The sequence below is a fragment of the Anaerovibrio sp. RM50 genome, from assembly GCF_000622005.1.
Classification (GTDB): Bacteria; Bacillota; Negativicutes; order Selenomonadales; family Selenomonadaceae; genus Anaerovibrio.
Map to the genome: position 1 here is coordinate 148,470 of NZ_JHWV01000006.1, position 18,601 is coordinate 167,070.

Annotated in this window: 20 protein-coding genes and 2 tRNA genes; 7 read left to right on the forward strand and 15 right to left on the reverse strand. The window is 44.9% G+C overall.

What is annotated here, in order from left to right; translation table 11 throughout:
- Positions 1-24: 24 nt before the first annotated feature.
- Positions 25-258, reverse strand: coding sequence for a helix-turn-helix transcriptional regulator (locus T525_RS0104365; RefSeq protein WP_156945569.1), 234 nt, complete (start codon positions 256-258; stop codon positions 25-27).
- Between the two features lie 2 nt (positions 259-260).
- A complete protein-coding gene (locus T525_RS0104370) occupies positions 261-611 on the reverse strand; it encodes a hypothetical protein (RefSeq protein WP_027406198.1) in 351 nt (116 codons plus the stop codon).
- A gap of 155 nt (positions 612-766) precedes the next feature.
- On the opposite strand from T525_RS0104370, the gene T525_RS15505 reads away from it, so the two are divergent.
- From T525_RS15505 to T525_RS14200, 4 genes are all read left to right on the forward strand, one after another.
- Positions 767-1,192 carry a helix-turn-helix domain-containing protein gene (locus T525_RS15505; protein WP_051533400.1) on the forward strand — a complete coding sequence of 142 codons (426 nt, stop codon included), beginning with the start codon at positions 767-769 and terminating at the stop codon, positions 1,190-1,192.
- A 5-nt stretch (positions 1,193-1,197) separates the two neighbouring features.
- On the forward strand, positions 1,198-1,356 hold the full coding sequence (locus T525_RS16245) for a hypothetical protein (RefSeq protein ID WP_156945571.1): 159 nt from the start codon (positions 1,198-1,200) through the stop codon (positions 1,354-1,356).
- A gap of 170 nt (positions 1,357-1,526) precedes the next feature.
- Positions 1,527-2,165, forward strand: a complete 639-nt coding sequence (locus T525_RS0104385; RefSeq protein WP_027406199.1) for a hypothetical protein — start codon at positions 1,527-1,529, stop codon at positions 2,163-2,165.
- A gap of 629 nt (positions 2,166-2,794) precedes the next feature.
- Positions 2,795-4,036: a site-specific integrase gene (locus T525_RS14200; RefSeq protein WP_051533401.1), complete on the forward strand. Its 1,242-nt coding sequence runs from the start codon at positions 2,795-2,797 to the stop codon at positions 4,034-4,036.
- Between the two features lie 18 nt (positions 4,037-4,054).
- Here the strand turns inward: T525_RS14200 and T525_RS0104395 are convergent, their stop codons facing one another.
- Entirely contained in the window at positions 4,055-5,338 is a 1,284-nt protein-coding gene (locus tag T525_RS0104395) for an amidohydrolase (protein ID WP_027406200.1), read from the reverse strand.
- A 48-nt stretch (positions 5,339-5,386) separates the two neighbouring features.
- Entirely contained in the window at positions 5,387-6,007 is a 621-nt protein-coding gene (locus tag T525_RS0104400; RefSeq protein ID WP_027406201.1) for a M15 family metallopeptidase, read from the reverse strand.
- A 193-nt stretch (positions 6,008-6,200) separates the two neighbouring features.
- On the opposite strand from T525_RS0104400, the gene T525_RS0104405 reads away from it, so the two are divergent.
- On the forward strand, positions 6,201-7,772 hold the full coding sequence (locus T525_RS0104405) for a peptide ABC transporter substrate-binding protein (protein ID WP_027406202.1): 1,572 nt from the start codon (positions 6,201-6,203) through the stop codon (positions 7,770-7,772).
- A 12-nt stretch (positions 7,773-7,784) separates the two neighbouring features.
- Positions 7,785-8,915 (forward strand): amidohydrolase, encoded by a 1,131-nt coding sequence (locus tag T525_RS0104410; RefSeq protein ID WP_027406203.1) that lies wholly within the window; start codon positions 7,785-7,787, stop codon positions 8,913-8,915.
- A 92-nt stretch (positions 8,916-9,007) separates the two neighbouring features.
- Here the strand turns inward: T525_RS0104410 and T525_RS0104415 are convergent, their stop codons facing one another.
- The 11 genes from T525_RS0104415 to T525_RS0104465 all read right to left on the reverse strand — a co-directional run bounded on the left by T525_RS0104415 (position 9,008) and on the right by T525_RS0104465 (position 18,234).
- Complete coding sequence (locus T525_RS0104415; protein ID WP_027406204.1) at positions 9,008-9,973, reverse strand: ABC transporter ATP-binding protein; 966 nt, start codon at positions 9,971-9,973, stop codon at positions 9,008-9,010.
- Positions 9,966-10,955, reverse strand: coding sequence for an ABC transporter ATP-binding protein (locus T525_RS0104420; protein ID WP_051533402.1), 990 nt, complete (start codon positions 10,953-10,955; stop codon positions 9,966-9,968). Before T525_RS0104420 ends, T525_RS0104415 begins: the two co-directional genes overlap by 8 nt.
- Before the next feature lie 18 nt (positions 10,956-10,973).
- Positions 10,974-11,813, reverse strand: coding sequence for an ABC transporter permease (locus tag T525_RS0104425; protein ID WP_369751937.1), 840 nt, complete (start codon positions 11,811-11,813; stop codon positions 10,974-10,976).
- 79 nt (positions 11,814-11,892) lie between these two features.
- Positions 11,893-12,822: an ABC transporter permease gene (locus tag T525_RS0104430; RefSeq protein WP_027406207.1), complete on the reverse strand. Its 930-nt coding sequence runs from the start codon at positions 12,820-12,822 to the stop codon at positions 11,893-11,895.
- A gap of 25 nt (positions 12,823-12,847) precedes the next feature.
- On the reverse strand, positions 12,848-14,125 hold the full coding sequence (locus T525_RS14205; RefSeq protein WP_051533403.1) for a serine hydrolase: 1,278 nt from the start codon (positions 14,123-14,125) through the stop codon (positions 12,848-12,850).
- Between the two features lie 12 nt (positions 14,126-14,137).
- Positions 14,138-14,812, reverse strand: coding sequence for a L,D-transpeptidase family protein (locus T525_RS14210; protein ID WP_051533404.1), 675 nt, complete (start codon positions 14,810-14,812; stop codon positions 14,138-14,140).
- Between the two features lie 83 nt (positions 14,813-14,895).
- On the reverse strand, positions 14,896-16,137 hold the full coding sequence (locus T525_RS0104445) for an adenosylhomocysteinase (RefSeq protein WP_027406208.1): 1,242 nt from the start codon (positions 16,135-16,137) through the stop codon (positions 14,896-14,898).
- 90 nt (positions 16,138-16,227) lie between these two features.
- Positions 16,228-17,001, reverse strand: coding sequence for a 5'/3'-nucleotidase SurE (surE, locus tag T525_RS0104450; protein WP_027406209.1), 774 nt, complete (start codon positions 16,999-17,001; stop codon positions 16,228-16,230).
- Positions 17,002-17,064: 63 nt separating this feature from the next.
- Positions 17,065-17,140, reverse strand: a tRNA-Lys gene (locus T525_RS0104455).
- A 39-nt stretch (positions 17,141-17,179) separates the two neighbouring features.
- A tRNA-Lys gene (locus T525_RS0104460) sits at positions 17,180-17,255 on the reverse strand.
- Between the two features lie 88 nt (positions 17,256-17,343).
- Positions 17,344-18,234: an AraC family transcriptional regulator gene (locus T525_RS0104465; protein WP_027406210.1), complete on the reverse strand. Its 891-nt coding sequence runs from the start codon at positions 18,232-18,234 to the stop codon at positions 17,344-17,346.
- A 126-nt stretch (positions 18,235-18,360) separates the two neighbouring features.
- On the opposite strand from T525_RS0104465, the gene T525_RS0104470 reads away from it, so the two are divergent.
- The gene (locus T525_RS0104470) at positions 18,361-18,558 is read left to right on the forward strand and encodes a hypothetical protein (RefSeq protein WP_027406211.1); all 198 of its coding nucleotides are present in this window, start codon (positions 18,361-18,363) and stop codon (positions 18,556-18,558) included.
- Positions 18,559-18,601 lie beyond the last annotated feature (43 nt).

The following is an 18,601-nucleotide window of genomic DNA, read 5'->3' on the forward strand; positions in this document are numbered from 1 at the left end:
TCTGGTACGATTAAATAAACTCGTTTAAAGAGTATTGTCATTCAAAAAAAATGCTGGGTCGACTCGTATGAACTCACATACACTAACAAGAGTATTTACCTTCAGGGTTATTCTACCATTTAGAATTCCATTCAGCGTTCTTTCGTTCATCCCGATTGCATTAGCTATTACACTTTGCTTAATACCTCGCTTCTGGATATAAGCCTTCAGCTTTTCGTTTACAGTCATTTCATCACCACCTCTCACTGGGCATTCCAAAATTATATTTCTCCAACGGCATCATGTATATAATCAACAATGCTGTTCAAACCAAATTCCATCAAACTCTCGACAAGAATTTCAAGCCAAATTTTATCCAGCTCATGCCGAATTTTTGGGCATTTAGTGTCTCCAGCATCAGCAATACAATCAAGACCAAGCTCATAGCCAAGGTATGATGGTACGCCACCCATTTTATAATTCAGGCAAATCTCATAAGCATGAATTTCGCAGATTGTCTTGTACATAAACATGTTTTCCAGCGAAGGGTCTTCAATCGTCATATTGTAGATTTCAACGCACTGGTCACGGATAGGAGCAAAAATCTTTTCCATTTCTTCTACCGTCTTCATGGTTGCCATCCTCCTTTATATACTCGTTAGAATAGTAATTATACTTTATTCTATGCTATTTAAAAGAGTATGTCAAGCTCCAATCCTATTATTATGAGTATTTTTTCTATTTATTCGAGTTTAATGCTATACTATACATCAGGAAGGTGGATAAGATGAGCATTGGAGCTAGGCTAAAAAGTGCAAGAGAAAAATGCCGTCTCATGCAAAAAGATGTCAGTGAACGCACTGGAATAGGCTATAGAAACATTTCACATTGGGAAAACGACAGGACTCAACCATCACCAAGCGACTTGCGGACATTAGCTGATCTTTATGGTGTCAGTACGGACTGGATATTGGGCATTGACTCAAAACCTTCAGCTTCTCAGGGAATTATGGGTATGCTATTCAAAGACGACCCCAAAATGCGAGCTGTCATAAAAGACATAAAATTTGACGGTTCAATCAACCACATGGGCAAAAACTACAAACCTTCTGAGCAGGACATTGCTTTTATCGAGAACGCCATTCGTCTGGTATACGAAAAAGCTCTGGCTACTGAGCAGGAGGTTGTGGAAATAAAACCTAAAGAGGGGTGAATGCCATGGCTGAGGAGTTATCATTCACCGAGAAGCAAAAAGAGCTTTTCGGCAAGATAACCGTTGTCTTTGACCTGAAGGCAGCTAAGCTTGAAAACACCAAGCAAGCTGATGACAGCGAAAAAGGCAAGCCTGAAAATCATGCCAAGGCAAGTGACGATTAAAGCCGCTAATAGCCTTCGTGGTGATTTTCCAGCCATGTAAAATCATGGCGGACTTACTACTATGTGCATACATAGTCCTAAGTCTGCCCTCGACACGCACAAACGGTCATATTCATAAGCTTTTCTTCTCTTTTTCGATAATTCAAAAACTTGAAATAGGGGGATTCTTTATGGAAAATATCAACTTCACGATTCTCGACAAGGGGATTGACGAATTTGCAGACAACATGCGTAAAAGTGGCATAGTAAGCTTTGCCGCAAATCCATATTATCTGGAACTCGAAGGGTACAAGCTGAGCATGGCAGCTACATTCCGCATGAAGTGGCTTGCCAAAAAATTCACTCCTGAAGATATCGGCTCTGGCAAGATTGCAAAATTTATTGACGAAAATTTTCAAAAGACCGTAAACAATCTCGCATTCTGGATTAACATAGACAATCTCAAGCAATATCTGGTGTCAAAGCCAGACGAAGCTGAAAAGCTGGTCTATGATGTCTTCACTTCGACTGATGCTGAAATGGCATTCAACAACCTTGCAGAAAAGGTACGAAACTATGATGTGGTCGCTGCTCTATTTTTCCTGCGAGACCGCAATCAATTTATGCCACTTGCTCCAAGTCATTTCGACAAAATCTTTGATGATCTAGGCATTGATTTCAAAACATCAGGGAACATCACATACGAAAACTACACGGAATACAACAGCATCCTCCAGCAGATAAGAAAACATATATCAGAACGACTTGGCATTGAGACATCACTGCTTGATACTCATTCACTGCTATGGACAATCCTGGGTCCCAAATAGCCTACTGCGACTACTGCTACTCCTTAAATACAGTACAGTATGTACACAGTATGATATGTACTAACATATTTACTCTCTACTAGTAGTAGTAGAACTAGTAGTAGACTCTATCCTATACTAACCTATACTAACCTATCCTAACCTAACCTATAGAGACGAAATCGTAACGGATTCGTTACAGACTCGTAACGAACCTGTTACAGACCTGTAACAGACTTGTAACGGATTTGTAACAGTCGTATTTCGTATAGCAAAATAACCATAAAAAATGCCGATGTAACGGTTTCGTAACGGACTTGTAACGGGTCTGGTACAATGTCGTAACGAACCTGTAACGGATTCGTAACGGACTCGTTACAGACCTGTAACAGACTTGGTACAAAGTCGTATCGGAACTGTATCGGTTGGCGTAACGAAATTGTAACAGACTCGTACCAATACTGTATCGAAGTTGTACCAACATCGTCACGGAACTGTTACAGATTTGTTACGGAAGTATGTTTTATTGTAGGAAATGTCGAAAATTTGCAAAAAAATAAACCTATTTTTACAACAGGTTTACTGGATAAACATATCAATTTTTCATTCATTTTGGGTCAAAATTCTGATGATCGGGAGCGAAAAATATCATGGCGAAGGTCAGAACACGGAAACGAGGTCAGACATTTTCATACATTTTTGAGGCTGGCAAGACTCCTGAAGGCAAGCGGAAGGTTATCGAAAAAGGTGGCTTTGCCACCGAGGAGGAAGCCTACGATGCTGGCATTGAAGCCTATGCAGACTGGAAGCATGGCGGTATCGGTATCAGGTCTGAAAACCCTACTGTTGCAGAGCTTCTTGATATCTGGTTTGAAAAGCATAAGGCTGGACTGGCAATGGCGACACGTAAGCTGTACTCAGACAAAATCAAAAAAGTCAGCTCCATGCTAGGTTCGATACACATTCAGGAGCTGAAGCCAAGAGACGTGGATGAAGCACTTATAGAGCTGGCAGACGAGGGATATTCAGAAAGCTATATCAAGCAATTCAAGTCTGTACTTTCGCTTGCTCTTGCTTATGCAGTATATCCAGCAGAGCTTATACGCTACAATCCAGCAGCAGAAATACACATACCGAAGAATGCCAAAAAGGGCGTTATAAAAAGACAGATTATAACACAAGAAAAATTCGCTGAAGCTATGAAAAAATATCCTTTTGGTCATTGCATGCACATGACTCTTTTCATTGCTTATCATACTGGTATGCGTATCGGTGAAGTATGCGGTCTAACATGGGATTCAGTAGACTTTGAAAATCGTATCATCGAGGTAACTAAACAGCTTGTCTGGGTGGATGGCGTTCACTACATCAAGAAGCCAAAAACATCGTCAAGCATAAGGAAAATCTATATCGATTCAGAGCTTATGGAAGAACTTAAACACTGGAAGGAACAGCAGGAACATAATGCTTTGGAGTATGGTAAAGGGTACAAGAGAAGCTACTGTGATAATGACGGTATTCTGACTGTAGCTTCATCCAGTTTGGACATGAGCCATCTGAACGAACTCCACTTTATAACAACGTACAACGATGGCAGACCTATGACACATTTACGTTCATATTCGTATCTGAGGACCTTGGGGCTGAACTCTCACTCTTTCAGGCACACTCACGCAACCATGCTGGCAGAAGCAAATGTAAATCCAAAAGAGGTGGCAGCTAGACTGGGTCATAAAAAGATAAACATAACCATGGAGCTATACACAAAAGCAACAGACAAAATGCTCAAACATACTTCTGACGAGTTTGAGAAAATGCTGTCAAAAAATGCAGACAAGACACCTAACGCAGACAAAATGCAGACAAATCAAAAAAGCGATACAGTCAAATAAAGGCTGTACCGCTCTTTTTTATCTATTCACCAAATCCATGGCTGTTTCCTGGGCCTCATGGAGAATTCTCTCCTCGTCCATGGTGAGAACAGTGCCCTTTTCCATAATAACCTTACCATCGCAGATTACTGCGTCCACGGAGCTTGAGCTTGCAGAATATACCAGCAGTGATACCAGATCATGGCGAGGACACCAGTCAGCACGGTTCATATCATAAAGCACAATATCAGCCTTGTAGCCAGGAGCCAGCTTGCCCACCTTATCCAGAAGAAGGGCCTTGGCACCGTTTTCAGTACCCAGCTGGAGAGCCACCTTGGCCGGAACTGCCAATGGATCCAATTCATTCACCTTGTGAAGCATTGCTGCCAGACGAACCTCCTCCAGCATATCAAGATTGTTATTGGAAGAAGCGCCGTCAGTACCCAGAGCCACATTTATCCCCTCTTTCAGGAGGCGTGGAACTGGGGAAACGCCGCTGGCCAGCTTCATATTGGAGCCCGGATTATGAATTGCAGAAATATTGTGCTTCTTCATAATGGCAATATCCTCGTCATCCAGCCATACACAATGGGCAGCAATGGAAGGGAAATCGAAAAGGCCAGTGTCCTCAATGTACTTAAATGGACGCTTGCCATACTGCTCCTGTATCTGCTTAATTTCCGCCTGGGTCTCGTTCATGTGAATGTGAATAGGAATCTGATGCTTTGCAGCCAGCTCCCTTGCGTACTCACAGAACTCAGGAGGGCAGGTGTATGGGGCATGAACACCCATCATAATGGTAATAAGCCCATTTCCGGCCCCATGATAATTTTCAAATAAATTAACATTATCCTCCAAAATCTGACGGCCGGCAGGGAAAAGACCGATGGCACCACGGGCAATTACACCACGGATACCAGCCTTGATGGTAGCCTCGATAACGGACTCCATGTGAGGACCATACATATCTGCGTAGGTGGTAGTACCAGTTTTAATCATCTCCAAAAGGGCCAGCTCGCCACCTACACGAATATCCTTTTCCACCATTTTGGCTTCAGTTGGCCAGATGCGGTTGTTGAGCCAGTCCATGAGCTCCATATCGTCGCCGTAGCTTCTAAGCATGGTCATGGAGGCATGGGTATGGCCGTTTACAAAGCCCGGGGCGGCAAAATGGTTACTTCCATCAACCGTTCTATCTGCCTTAAAAGCAGCAGGAATATCGCCAATGGCCAGAATCTCAGTGTCCTTAACGGCAATATCAGCCTCTTTAACGGTATAATCATCCAACAAAACATGGGCGCCCTTAATCAGTAAATTGCTCATTTATTACCCTCCATACAAAACATTTTGTTCTACGCTTAAAAATCAACATCAATAGTCAGGATACCATTTTTCTATCTGCTCCCGGGGAATCTCAAAGTGCTGGTAGTCCTTCTCCTCATCCCAGTCACCGCCCCAGTCGAAGCCATTTTCCTCAAAGAGCCTGCAGCAAGGGTCCCCCTTAACAACCTTGTAGGGATAATCCTTTTCCCTGTCGCAATACTCCTTTCCGTTTTCCGGCACGATGTAGATACTGCCGTCATCCAGTGGCTTTATATAAGGGTTGTACCGTGGATTTATATCCACCGCCAGCCCCAGGCCATGCTTGGAAATACGGTTTGTATGGGCCACAAGACGGAAATTGAAGCAGGAGCCGTTATTATCCGCCATGGATTTGTCATCATCTGCATCGTATTCATCAATAAGACGGAACTTCTCCATGGGATAGCTGCACTCATACAGCTTTTCAAAAATGTCCAACAGACGCTCTGCAATATGGAAATTGCAAACCATCTCCCCCTCAAGGGTCTCCCCCTCCAAATTCTTATGAAGGAAATGAATATACCTCAGATCCACCACCGGCAAGGTGCAATGCTTGGCAAAGGATTTGCCCTCCATTTTGGCAAAAAGCTCCGGGGAAATCTCATCAATATAAAAATCCTTATCTGTCATTATATTTTCGCTCTCCCTATTAAATCACTACATTTTATGATATTTCATTAACCAAAAGAAGTCAATTAAAGGCCTGATTGATAATTTTACATTTTTGATATTTTTGTTTTCTAAATAATATTGAAAGATGTTATAATGAACGCAATGTTGTTTAAATCAACAAAATATAAACCAAAAGGAGCAAGAATAAGCTATGAGAAAAAGAACTTTATTGGCGATTTTCGCCGTATTTATGTTTCTCTTGATGGCCGGAGGTTGTGGTTCAAACAGCGCCTCTGACTCCAAGACTATTTCCATGGCCCTGTCCAATGAGCCATCCTCCCTTGACCCGGCCATAACCTACGGGCTTTCTGAAAGCGATGTGGAGCTGGCTATTTTTGAGGGCCTTACCCGTATTGACGAAAAGGGTGTGGCTCAGCCTGCTTTGGCTGAAAAATGGGATGTGTCTGCCGACGGACTTACCTATACCTTCCATCTGCGCAAGGATTTAAAGTGGTCTGACGGCACTCCTATCACTGCCAAGGATTTTGAATATTCCTGGAAGCGTGTACTGGATCCTCAGCTTGCCTCCGGCAATGCATATATGCTTTTCATAATTGAAGGTGCAGAGGATTATAACAGCGAAAAGGGAAGTGCTAATAAGGTAGGCATTAAGGCTGTGGACGATAATACTCTGCAGGTTAAGCTCGCAGAGCCAGCAGCATATTTCCTTGACCTCACCGCATTCCATGCTTTCTATCCAGTACCAAAGCACGCAGTTGAGGCAAACAAGGATGGCTGGGCAGGCAATGCTGAAACTATCGTGGGCAATGGACCATTCAAGATTACCAAATGGGCTCATTCCGGTGAAATCGTCCTTGAAAAGAATGAAAATTACTGGAATCCTTCTGTAGTTGCTTCCAACACTATTAAGATGCCTATCAGCGAGTCCAAGAGCACCCGTCTTACCATGCTGGAAAGCAACCAGACTGACCTTATTTTGGATCCACCACCTGCTGATGAGGATCGCCTGAAGGAAAAGGGTCTCTACAAGGTTGAGCCACAGATTGGTACCACTTATTATGTGTTCAATGTAACCAAGGCTCCTTTTGACAAGGTTGAGGTTCGTAAGGCCTTTGCCATGGCTGTAAGCCGCACAGATATGATTGAAAAGGTAGTCAGAAATGGCAAAAAGGCTGCAATAACCTTTATTCCACCAGATATTCTGGTTAATGGCAAGGACTTTGCCAGTGAAAGCGGTTCCCTTGTCGTTGAAGATCCGGCAAAGGCCAAGAAGGTGCTGGAAGCATCTGGATATAACGGTGAGCCTGTAACCATTCTTTACAACACCAATGAAATGAACAAGGCTATTGCTGAATCCATCCAGGCCATGTGGAAATCTGCCCTGGGCGTTAATGTTGAGCTTACAAATCAGGAAACAAAGGTATTCTACGCCTCCCGTGAAAATGGCGAATATCAGGTGGCTACTGCCAACTGGATTGCTGATTTTGCTGATCCTGTGAACTTCCTTGATGTATTTACAGCCAAGGATAATGATGCCCAGTATCACAATGCTGAATACAATGCCATCATGAAGGCTGTTCATAAAGAAGTGGACCCTGCAAAGCGTGCCCAGCTCATGCATCAGGCCGAAAAGAAGCTCTTTGATGACTGTGTAATTATTCCGCTGTACTACACCTCCCAGGTTATTGCTGTAAATCCTAAGCTTACAGGCTATTACTGCTCCCCTATGGGTGTAATTGACCTCATCAAGGCTCACAAGTAATAAGGATTCAATATGTCCGACATAAAGGAAGTTCTCTGCTCACTGGCAGAAAAAAATAAAGAAACATTAAATAATATAGCTGATTACATTCATGCAAACCCGGAGCTGGGCTGTGAGGAGGTAAAAGCCTCCGCTTATCTCCGGGAGCTGCTAAAAAACGAAGGCTTCACTGTAGATGATGTGCTGAAGGACCAGTTCCCCACTGCCTTTAAGGCTTCCTATGGGAATGGTGATATTCACATTGGCTTCTTGGCAGAATACGATGCCCTGCCGGAAATAGGCCACGGCTGCGGCCATAATCTTATTGCCGCCATGAGCACTACCGCCGCCATAATCTGTGGAAAATTACTCAAGGATAAAATCACCGTTCATCTCTTTGGATGTCCCGCCGAAGAAACTATTGGCAGCAAGGTAATGATGAGTGAAGCGGGAGTATTTGATGGACTGACAGCCGCTCTTATCTGTCATCCTGGAAGTGATACCACCTTCGGGGGCACTTCATACGCCACCCATCCCCTGCAGATAACCTTCAAGGGAAAGCCTGCCCATGTGGCGGACCCGGATTATCATGGCATAAATGCCCTGGATGCTTTGGTGGATTTTTACACTGAGCTGAAGGAGCTGGAAAAAACCTTCACTGAGCCTTATATTCTGGGAAAGATAATCACTGAGGGGGGCACTGCTCCCAATATAATTCCCGACAGGGCCGTTATGAGGGCCACTATCCGCTCCCTTAACACCACATATCTTGAGGAAACAATGCTGCCAAAAATCAGGGATTTGGCCAAAAGGGTTTCCGATGATCACGGCACTAAGGTGGATTTATACCACTATGAGCCTCTGTTCAAAAACATGATAAATCATAAAAAGCTGGAAAACTATGCCAAGGACAATTTCTCCAGCCTTGGGATTAAGGATATTAAGACCTTCCCAGATGATTATGCCGACGGCTCCACGGATGTGGGAAATGTTAGCCATGTGGTTCCAACCATTCAGCCGGAAATAAAAATCGGTGATAATATAGCGGCCCACACCCCAGAATTTACTGCCGCCGCCAAAGGTGACTACGGCAGGGAAATGGCACTGAAGGCAGTAAAGGGCATGTGTATGACTGTGGCTGATATTGTTGAAATGGGATTATAATTCAAGACATTTAAAAAGCGCGATGTGGCAGAATCGTCACCTCGCGCTTTTATATTGCTTATGTGGCTATTGCATTTTTTGCAGGAACATATTTACAACAAATGACAGGCGATTTTATGTCCCTCAACATCCTTGATAACAGGTTTTTCCTTAAAACATCTGTCACTGGCCTGGCTGCAACGGAGAGCAAACGGACAGCCCACCACATCAGCGGCACCTATTTCTCCCTTAATGATAGATATATCCTGATGCACATCAGGGTCAGGTACCGGAATAGCCGCCAGCAATGACTTTGTATAAGGGTGCATAGGGTTGGCATAAAGGGCTTCCGCCTCCGCCAGCTCCATAATCTCTCCCATATACATAACTGCCACCCTGTCACTTATGTATTTAACCATGGCCAGATCGTGGGCAATAAAGAGATACGTGAGCCCCAGCTCCTTTTGAAGCCGTCTCATAAGATTAACCACCTGGGCCTGAATGGAAACGTCCAAAGCTGAAATTGGCTCATCGCAGATAATAATATCAGGATTTACCGCCAAAGCTCTGGCAATGCCGATACGCTGTCTCTGGCCGCCACTGAACTCATGGGGAAAGCGGTTGGCCTGCTCCTTGCTAAGTCCCACCAGCTCCAGCAGCTCATATATACGATTCTGCTTTGCCTTTTTATCCTCATAGACATGGTTGATTTCCAGTGGCTCACCGATGATTTCCCCTACAGTCATGCGGGGATTAAGACAGGCATATGGGTCCTGAAAAATCATCTGAATACGTTTTTCCGGTCCCTTGGTCAAATCCAGCCTTTCACCGTGAAGGTATACCTCACCATCCGTAGGCTTGTATATACCCATAATGGTTCTCCCAGCCGTGGTCTTGCCACAGCCGGACTCACCAACCAGTCCAAGAGTCTCTCCCTTGTTAATATCAAAGGAAATACCATTTAATGAATAGGCGTATTCCTTGGGATGACCAAAGAAATTCTTCTTGGTAACAAAATGCTTCTTTAAATTTTTAACGGAAAGCAAGGGCTTGATATTTGGACTTTCTGTATTATTCATGGTGCCCCTCCTCTCTGTCACGGGCTGGGAGCCAACATTCCACACAATGCTCCTTACCCATATTTTCATTATTTGGGCAACAAGCTGCACAAACCTTCATAGCATCGCCACATCTAGGAGCAAAGCTGCACCCCTTAATATCATAAAGCAAATCAGGAGGATGGCCCTCAATAACCGGCAGCTCCACATCATCTGCCCTGTCTACACGGGGCAGTGAATTTAAAAGGCCCTTTGTATAGGGGTGCTGTGGGTTATGGAAAATTTCCCCCACTGTTCCCGACTCCACAATACGGCCCGCATACATAACGTTAACCCTGTCACAAATACGGGCAATAACCCCCAGATCATGGGAAACAAGCACAATTGACATTTTCATTTCACGGCGCAGCTCATCCAAAAGCTCCAATATCTGGGCCTGAATTGTTACATCCAGGGCCGTGGTAGGCTCATCTGCAAATAACAGCTTTGGCTTGCAAATAAGGGCCATGGCAATCATAACACGCTGGCGCATACCGCCGCTGAATTCATGGGGATAGGCCTTCATGCGTTCCTCCGCCTTGGGAATCCCCACCCGCTTTAAAAGGGCCAGGGCTTCCTCATGGGCATCTTTTTTGTTTAAGCCCTTGGACTTAATAATACCCTCTGTCATCTGCTGGCCAATGGTCAGCACAGGATTAAGTGAAGTCATGGGATCCTGAAAAATCATGGCCATGGAGGTGCCCCGCAGCTTCACCATTTCCTTATCAGTTTTATTGGTAATATCCTCGCCTAATAATTTAATGTTGCCTTGATTTATAAAGGAATTTTCCTCCGGCAGAAGCCCCATTACTGCATGGGCAGTAACACTTTTGCCACAGCCGGATTCCCCCACAATGCCTACAACTTCCCCTTCATCAACATTGAAGGTTACTCCCCGTACTGCCTTTACATCGCCGCGATAGGTGTGAAAGCCCACTGATAAATCATTAATTTCCAAAATCATCTTCAAGCTCCTCCCCTCTTAACGGCGCATTTTCGGATCCAGGGCATCCCGCAGTCCGTCACTGAAGAAATTAAAGGCCAGCATGGTTAAGCTGATGGCCACTGCAGGGAAAAACAGCTGGAAGGGATATGCACCCAGAGTATTAATACCATCGGAGCAAAGGACTCCCCAGCTGGCCATTGGCGCAGATACGCCAAGGCCGATGAAGCTCAAAAAGGCCTCAGTAAAGATGGCATCGGGAATGGAAAGGCTCAATGACACGATAATAACACCCAAGGAATTTGGAATAAGATGCTTCAAAAGAATGCGGGCGGGACTTGCTCCCATGCTGCGGGAAGCCAGTACGAATTCCTGCTCCTTTATTTTCAGCACCTCACCGCGGACAATTCGGGCCATCTGCAGCCAGTAGCTGATACCAAGGGCAATGTAAATATTCATTAGTCCCGGCTTAAAAACCACCATCAGCAAAATTACGTACAAAAGGGTTGGCACGCTGTAGAGAATATCCACAATATTCATCATAATGCGGTCAGTGCGTCCTCCCACAAATCCGGAGATGCCCCCGTAAAGGACCCCGATAAATAGATTTATCAGAGAAGCCACCACACCGATGGACAAAGAAATACGGGCACCGTAGAGAACACGGATAAACATATCACGGCCAAGATTGTCGGTGCCAAAAATATGCTCCATAGTAGGTGCCATATTGGTGCTGGCAAAGTCCTGATCCTCATAGGAGATGCCGGAAAACATGGGAATGAAAATAGCAGCCACCATCATCAGCCCAATAAAAATCATTCCCGCCATGGCGGCCTTGTCCTTCTTCAGCCGAATCCAGGCATCCTGCCAGTAGCCCATGGAAGGGGCCTGTTCTGCCTCCAGTGCCAAAGCTGCCTCAGTCCTGGCAAGAGGAGAAAAATCATATTCCTTATTCATATTAATCCTCCCTCTCCCCAATTTTAATCCTTGGATCCAGCACCGGATAAATAATATCCACAATCATATTCATGAGAATAATAATGGCACTGTAAAATATGGTAACGCCCAAAATAACGGTATAATCACGATTGTAAATGGAGGTTACAAAATAGCTGCCCAGCCCGGGAATGGCAAAAATGGTTTCAATGACGAAGGAGCCCGTCAAAATGCTTGCCACCATAGGCCCAATATAGGTAACAACGGGAATAAGGGCATTTGGCAAGGCGTGTTTAAAGAGAATATAGCTTGTGCCCAGTCCCTTGGCCTTGGCAGTTTTAATATAATCCTGGCCCAAAACCTCCAGCATGCTGGAACGGGTCAGTCTGGTAATAAAGGCCATAGGCATAGCCGCCAAAGCAAAAGCAGGAAGTATGCGGCTCTTCCAGTCAAGCCACATGGCAGCTGGCAACAGCCCCAGCTTCATGGCAAATATCTCCACCAAAAGGGCCGCCAGCACGAACCCCGGCACCGCAATACCGATGGTGGTCAGCAAATTAACGGTTCGGTCCTGCCAGTTGTTGCGCCGATATGCCGCCAGCACTCCCGCAGGAATCCCCAGCACTAAAGAGATGATAATGGCCTCCATGCCCAGCTCAAAGGACACGGGAAAGCTCTCCCCAATAATATCATTTACAGAACGGCCCACATATTTAAAGGAAGGTCCCAGATCTCCCTTAAGAATGTTTTCCACGTAATCCATATACTGGGTGGAAAGAGGGTCATTCAGCTTGTAGCGAGCCTCTATATTGGCCTGAACAGCAGGAGGCAGGTTCTTTTCCGCCGTAAATGGACCACCCGGAATAGCGTGCATAAGCAAAAAGGTCACCGTCATTACTATCCACAGCACAACTATTGAATTTATTAATCGTTTTCCCAGATAATTAAGCACTTTGGCTTCCTCCCCAAAATGTTAGTTACAGCGCATGACAAAGGGCGTCCATAACCTTTTCTTCCCAGATAAAGTTATTGCTGAACTCTCCACGGCTCCGCCCGTCTTCCTCAGCCATGCCTTCACCATTCATTATATAAACAAATCCGTCTTTGGTGCCCGGCACATAAAACATGCCGGAATAAAGGCCAAAGGCCTGGCCCGTATGCCCCACAAGGAAAATATCATTCTCCTGGCATACTCTGGCAGGGGAATCCCCCCTTATCTGATACAGTCCCAACCCATAAGACAGAATGGTGTCATCACATGTATCACCATTATTTCCGTCATAGTACCATTGGGCCCTTGTCATTTCATTAATTGAGGTTTCCGACAGAATTGTTTTTCCCCTGAACTCCCCTTTGTTCATGAGCATAATAAGGGTATTGTACATGCCCTCAAGGGAAAGCCGCAGTCCCCCCTGAGGCGCAAAAAATGTGGCATTTGTGCCAATCTCGTAATTCTCCAATGAATACACCCTTGGATCATCGTGAAGGGCGTAGGGATTCTGCATAGTCACGGTGTCCCTGGCGGGCCTGATGCCCCTGAAATCGTCCATTACAGGGCGCCATGGCATATCATCACGCCATACCCCCTCAATATCCTTTTTCTGGTAAAGGGTTCCCAGACTGGCAAACACAGTATCGGAGAAATTTCCCGGCAGATAGCCCCCAATAATATCCAAATCCTTCAAAATATTGTTTTGCAAATAAAGGTCAAAGCGTTCCCCCGTTACAGCCTCAATAATTGTGCCCAAAAGGCCATAGTTTAGATTGCAGTAACAGAAATATTCTCCCACTGGCTCATCAGCGGGAGAAAAATGGGCCCCATCCTCATAAAATTTCCCCTCGGGATCAAAAAAGGTCCTTACGGAATACCCCGGGGGAATACAGTAAACTACCCCGTCACGAAGTCCGGAGGTGTGATTGGCCAGCATTCGCACCGTAATTTTCTCATCAGGAAACTCCGGGTGACGGAGCTGAAAGCCAAGATAATCACTGACATCATCATCAAGGCCTATTTGCTCCGCCTCCACCAGCTGCATAAGAGCATAAATAGTAAACTGCTTGGAAACGGAGGCAATGCGGAAAAGGGAATCTGCCTTAAAGAGCTTTTGTTCCCTGCCAAAGGCAGCATATCCGCCACAAAAGCTGAAAACAGGCTTGCCATTCTTTATTAAAACGGCTCCCAGCCCAGGAACCTGGGTATAGTGGTTTCCCACCATCCCCCTTAAATTGTCTTCCAATAAATCAAACTCATCCATTAAAATGCCTCTTTATGCGGGATAAATGCATACACGCACGTTATTGTCCACGTGCTGCAAAATCTTTATCATATTTTCCTCGCTGACAGCGATACAGCCCATGGTATAATCATATTCTCCCATGCAGTGAATAAAAATATAAGAACCCAGTCCTGGTACGCATTCCCTGTTATATGTTAAAAATAAGCCGTAATTAAACTGTGGCGCCCCATTGTTCATAGGGTCCAGATCCAGCTTGGCCAGTACCTCCTTGGGGATTTTCCGGTCATCAATGAGCTTATTGTAATAAGGCCCGTCAGCACAGAAAATATGCTCATCGAAAAGGAGATAATCCGCCTTGGTGCCAGGATTTGGCTCAATACCCCCGGCGGTAAAGATTCCAAAGTCCCCCTTTGGGGTCTTCTTGTCACCTTCACTTTTCTTGCCAAGACCGTTCTTTCCCGTATAGCCATCACAGGCCAATACCAGATTCCACTTTTGTGCATCGTCCTTTTCATATAACTTTACAAGGGCTTTGCTACCCCCCTTGTACTGGACGAAAATCACCTGCTTGACACAGGAAATCTCACTGTAGTGGTCAAGTCTTTCCTGCCAGAAGGGATTTGCTTCAGCAGCAGCGGCCTGTGCCGAATGGGGACATCTGTTAATAATTAAAAGGCATAAAATGGTTAATAAAAAAAGCTTCATAATTCCATGCCATCCTTTCAATACAAAAATAGGCTCCTAAAAATATTAGAAGCCTATTAATAATTTTAAATTACGCTTTTAAATTAGCACTGATGCAGATAAGCGTACTGTTCAGGAGTCAGTTCATCAATCTCGATGCCCATGGCTGCCAGCTTGATCTTGGCAATCTTCTGGTCAACTTCCTCTGGCAGAACGTAAACCTTGTTCTCCAGCTTATCATGGTTCTCCAGAATGTACAGGGCGGAGAAGAACTGAACGCCCCAGGAAAGGTCCATAATCTCAGCAGGGTGACCATCACCACAAGCCAAGTTTACGAGACGGCCCTCACCCAGGAGGTAGAGCTTCTTGCCATCAGCAAACTTAAATTCCTCAATACCTTCCTTCACCTGCTTGCGGGACTCAGTCATGGCCTCCAGCTCAGGAATATTTATCTCCACATCAAAGTGGCCGGAATTACACATTACAGCACCGTTCTTCATGGAAGCAAAATGGCGCTCACGAATAACGTCCTTGTCACCAGTGAGGGTAAGGAAAATATCGCCAATCTTGGCAGCCTCATCCATAGGCATTACACGGAAGCCGTCAAATACAGCCTCAATAGCCTTTACTGGATCAACCTCGGTGATGATAACATTGGCACCAAGGCCCTTGGCACGCATGGCACCACCCTTGCCACACCAGCCATAGCCAGCAATAACAACGGTCTTTCCGGAAATTACCAGATTGGTGGCACGCATGATGCCTTCCCAAGTGGACTGGCCAGTACCATAACGGTTATCAAAGAGATACTTGCAATATGCATCGTTGGCAGCCATCATAGGGAACTCCAGCTTGCCAGCGGCCTCCAGAGCCTTGTCACGGAGAACGCCTGTGGTGGTTTCCTCGGAACCGCCAATAATCTTTGGCAGCAGCTCACGACGGTCATTGTGGAGACGATAAATCAGATCGCCGCCATCATCCATAATAATATCTGGCTCTGTGTCCAGTGCCATATCAATATACTTGTCGTACTCCTCCATGGTGCAGCCATGGTGAGCCAATACAGTTACGCCGTCCTCAACCAAAGCAGCGCAAACATCGTCCTGGGTGGACAATGGATTTGATGCAGTGGCAATAACCTCAGCACCGGCATTCTTCAGAACCAGTGCCAGATATGCAGTCTTTGCCTCCAGATGCATGGTCATAACCATACGCTTGCCGGCAAATGGCTTGGACTTGGAATATTCCTTATTTACAGCTTCCATAACTGGCATAAAATTCTTTACCCAGTTGATTTTATCATGTCCAGAAGGTGCTAACTTAATGTCTTTGATTTTGGATTCCATAATACGCCTCCTATAATATCTGTTTCAAACGCTAACAATTAATTATAACATAACTTATATATAGTAATAAAGATTTTCCCGATACAACCTTTACAAAACTGTTCCAGCCCTGTCAGAAAGGTATTTATGGTCCGCCACCTTTAGGCGGATTGGGGTTACAGTAACATTGCCCTTATTGCAGAGAACAACATCGGAAACAGGGCTGTTGCCCTCATCCACAATGTCCCCCTCCACAATATAATAGATGCGGTCACTTTCATCAGTCCGCGGAATATAGGCATTTTCGTAGTTTCTGATGCCCTGATATGCCCACAGCCACTGATAATCCTTGGCCAGCTTAACTGGGAAGTTAATATTGAGAAGATATTCCTTCTCCTCCCTTTCCATATTCATTATAACCGGCAGCTTCTTCACCAGCTCCCTGGCCACATCGTCAAAGGTCATTATTGGGTGGTAGCTGAGGGAAACCGCAATGGAACGGATATTGTGGATAAAGCCCTCCTTGGCAGCCCCCACGGTGCCGGAATAAATCAAATCCGTGCCCAGATTGGAGCCGTCATTGATACCAGAAATAACCAGATCTGGAAATTCCTCCTCATTATTCTGCAAAATTCCCTCAAGATAAAGCTTAACGCTGTCTGCAGGGGTTCCACCGATACCATAGGCCTCAATACCATATTTTTCCATAAGAGGCACATATTTATCAACATAAATCCGCTGTCCCACAGTAATGGCGTGGGCCTTGGCACTCTGCTGGCTGGCCGGGGCCGCCACAATGACCTGGTGGTCCTTATGCAAATGCTTCACCAAAGCCTCAATGCCCGGGGACATAACCCCGTCATCGTTGGTAATCAGAATCTTCATAGCAATCACCCTTCATAGTATAAAAAAAAGGCTGGAAGATATCCAACCTGCAATGATTCATAATGGTGACCCACCGGGGACTCGAACCCCGAACCTGCTGATTAAGAGTCAGATGCTCTACCAGTTGAGCTAGTGAGTCATAAAAAACAGGCTGTAAAACAACCTGTAATACTATCAATGGTGACCCACCGGGGACTCGAACCCCGAACCTGCTGATTAAGAGTCAGATGCTCTACCAGTTGAGCTAGTGAGTCATGTGCTTTACGCAACAATTGATATTATAGTCATTTCATATATCCCTGTCAACAAAAAATATGAAAAATAACAGTAATTCCTTACAGACTAACTATTCTGCTGTCTGAAGGTGTGGGGACTGCAGCCCCTATATAGCCGAAATGCCTTGCTGAAATGGCTGGGGTTATAATACCCGCAGGCCACCCCTATGTCAAGAATTGATTCATTGGACTCCAAAAGCATTTCCTCTGCCACCTGAAGGCGGTAATTCTGAATATATTGCCGTGGGGACATATTGAATATGGACTGGAAGCAGCGCTGGGCCTCCCTCTCGCTGATGCCAGCCTGAGCTGCCAAATCCTCCACAGATATCTGATCACCATAATGACCATGAATATAGTCCACCATCAGCTTTATTCGTTCCATTTGCGGCGTTGTATAGCCTATCCTTGAAGCTGTTGGATGGTCACTTAGTATAGCCAAGGCTTTGCCTATATTATACCTAAGATCAAGCTCAAAGCCGAAAATTTCTTTTTGGGCAGCTATAAATGCTCTTCTGATATTGATTATGACATCCCGTTCCCTTTTTACATCAGTGTGTAAATATTTTCCTGAAAACATTTCATCGGTAACAATTGGCTTAACATATTTTTTATAAATAACATTTGCAATGCCACCGCTTATGAATTTCTCATCAAACAAGATGCAATATAGCTGACAGCGTTCCCCATCCAGCGCATATCTGTGCAATACCCTGGAATTGCAAAAAAAGCCATTTCCGGCTTCTACTATTGCCCGTTTACCTGCATATTCAACTACAGCGCGGCCGGAAGAAACATACATAAATTCCAGCTCACGATGCCAATGCCATGGCAATGATTGAATACCTCCTCTATTCCATTCAATGCAATAACTGCTACAAGGAAAAAGGGGATTGTCATGCATTTGCTCTTTTTCCTTGTCCGCCATTATACGGATTGTAGTCATTTTCTTAATCATAAAAATCTCCCTTTTCTGTCGCATAGAGAACATTTTTTGTCGTATAAAAGGCAGAAGGCTCAGATTTTACAATATATAATGTATTCAACTTAAAGAACTAATGAATTTCCAAAGGAGGAATCAGTTATGAAAGCAGCAGTTAGACTTTCCGGTATGGAGCGTTTATTGATGAATGTAAATACACACCACTACAGCTTCCTGGAGGGTAAAAAGTTCGAGAGTGCAAAGGACAAGGATCTGGCTTATCGTCTCAGCATCCATGAGCTCCGCATTGGCACCTTCGCAGCATTGGTTGTAGCAACCGCTTTGGCAATCTGCCTCTAATTCCCATTTGCCCTCTCTCATATTATAGAGCGATTGACAAGAT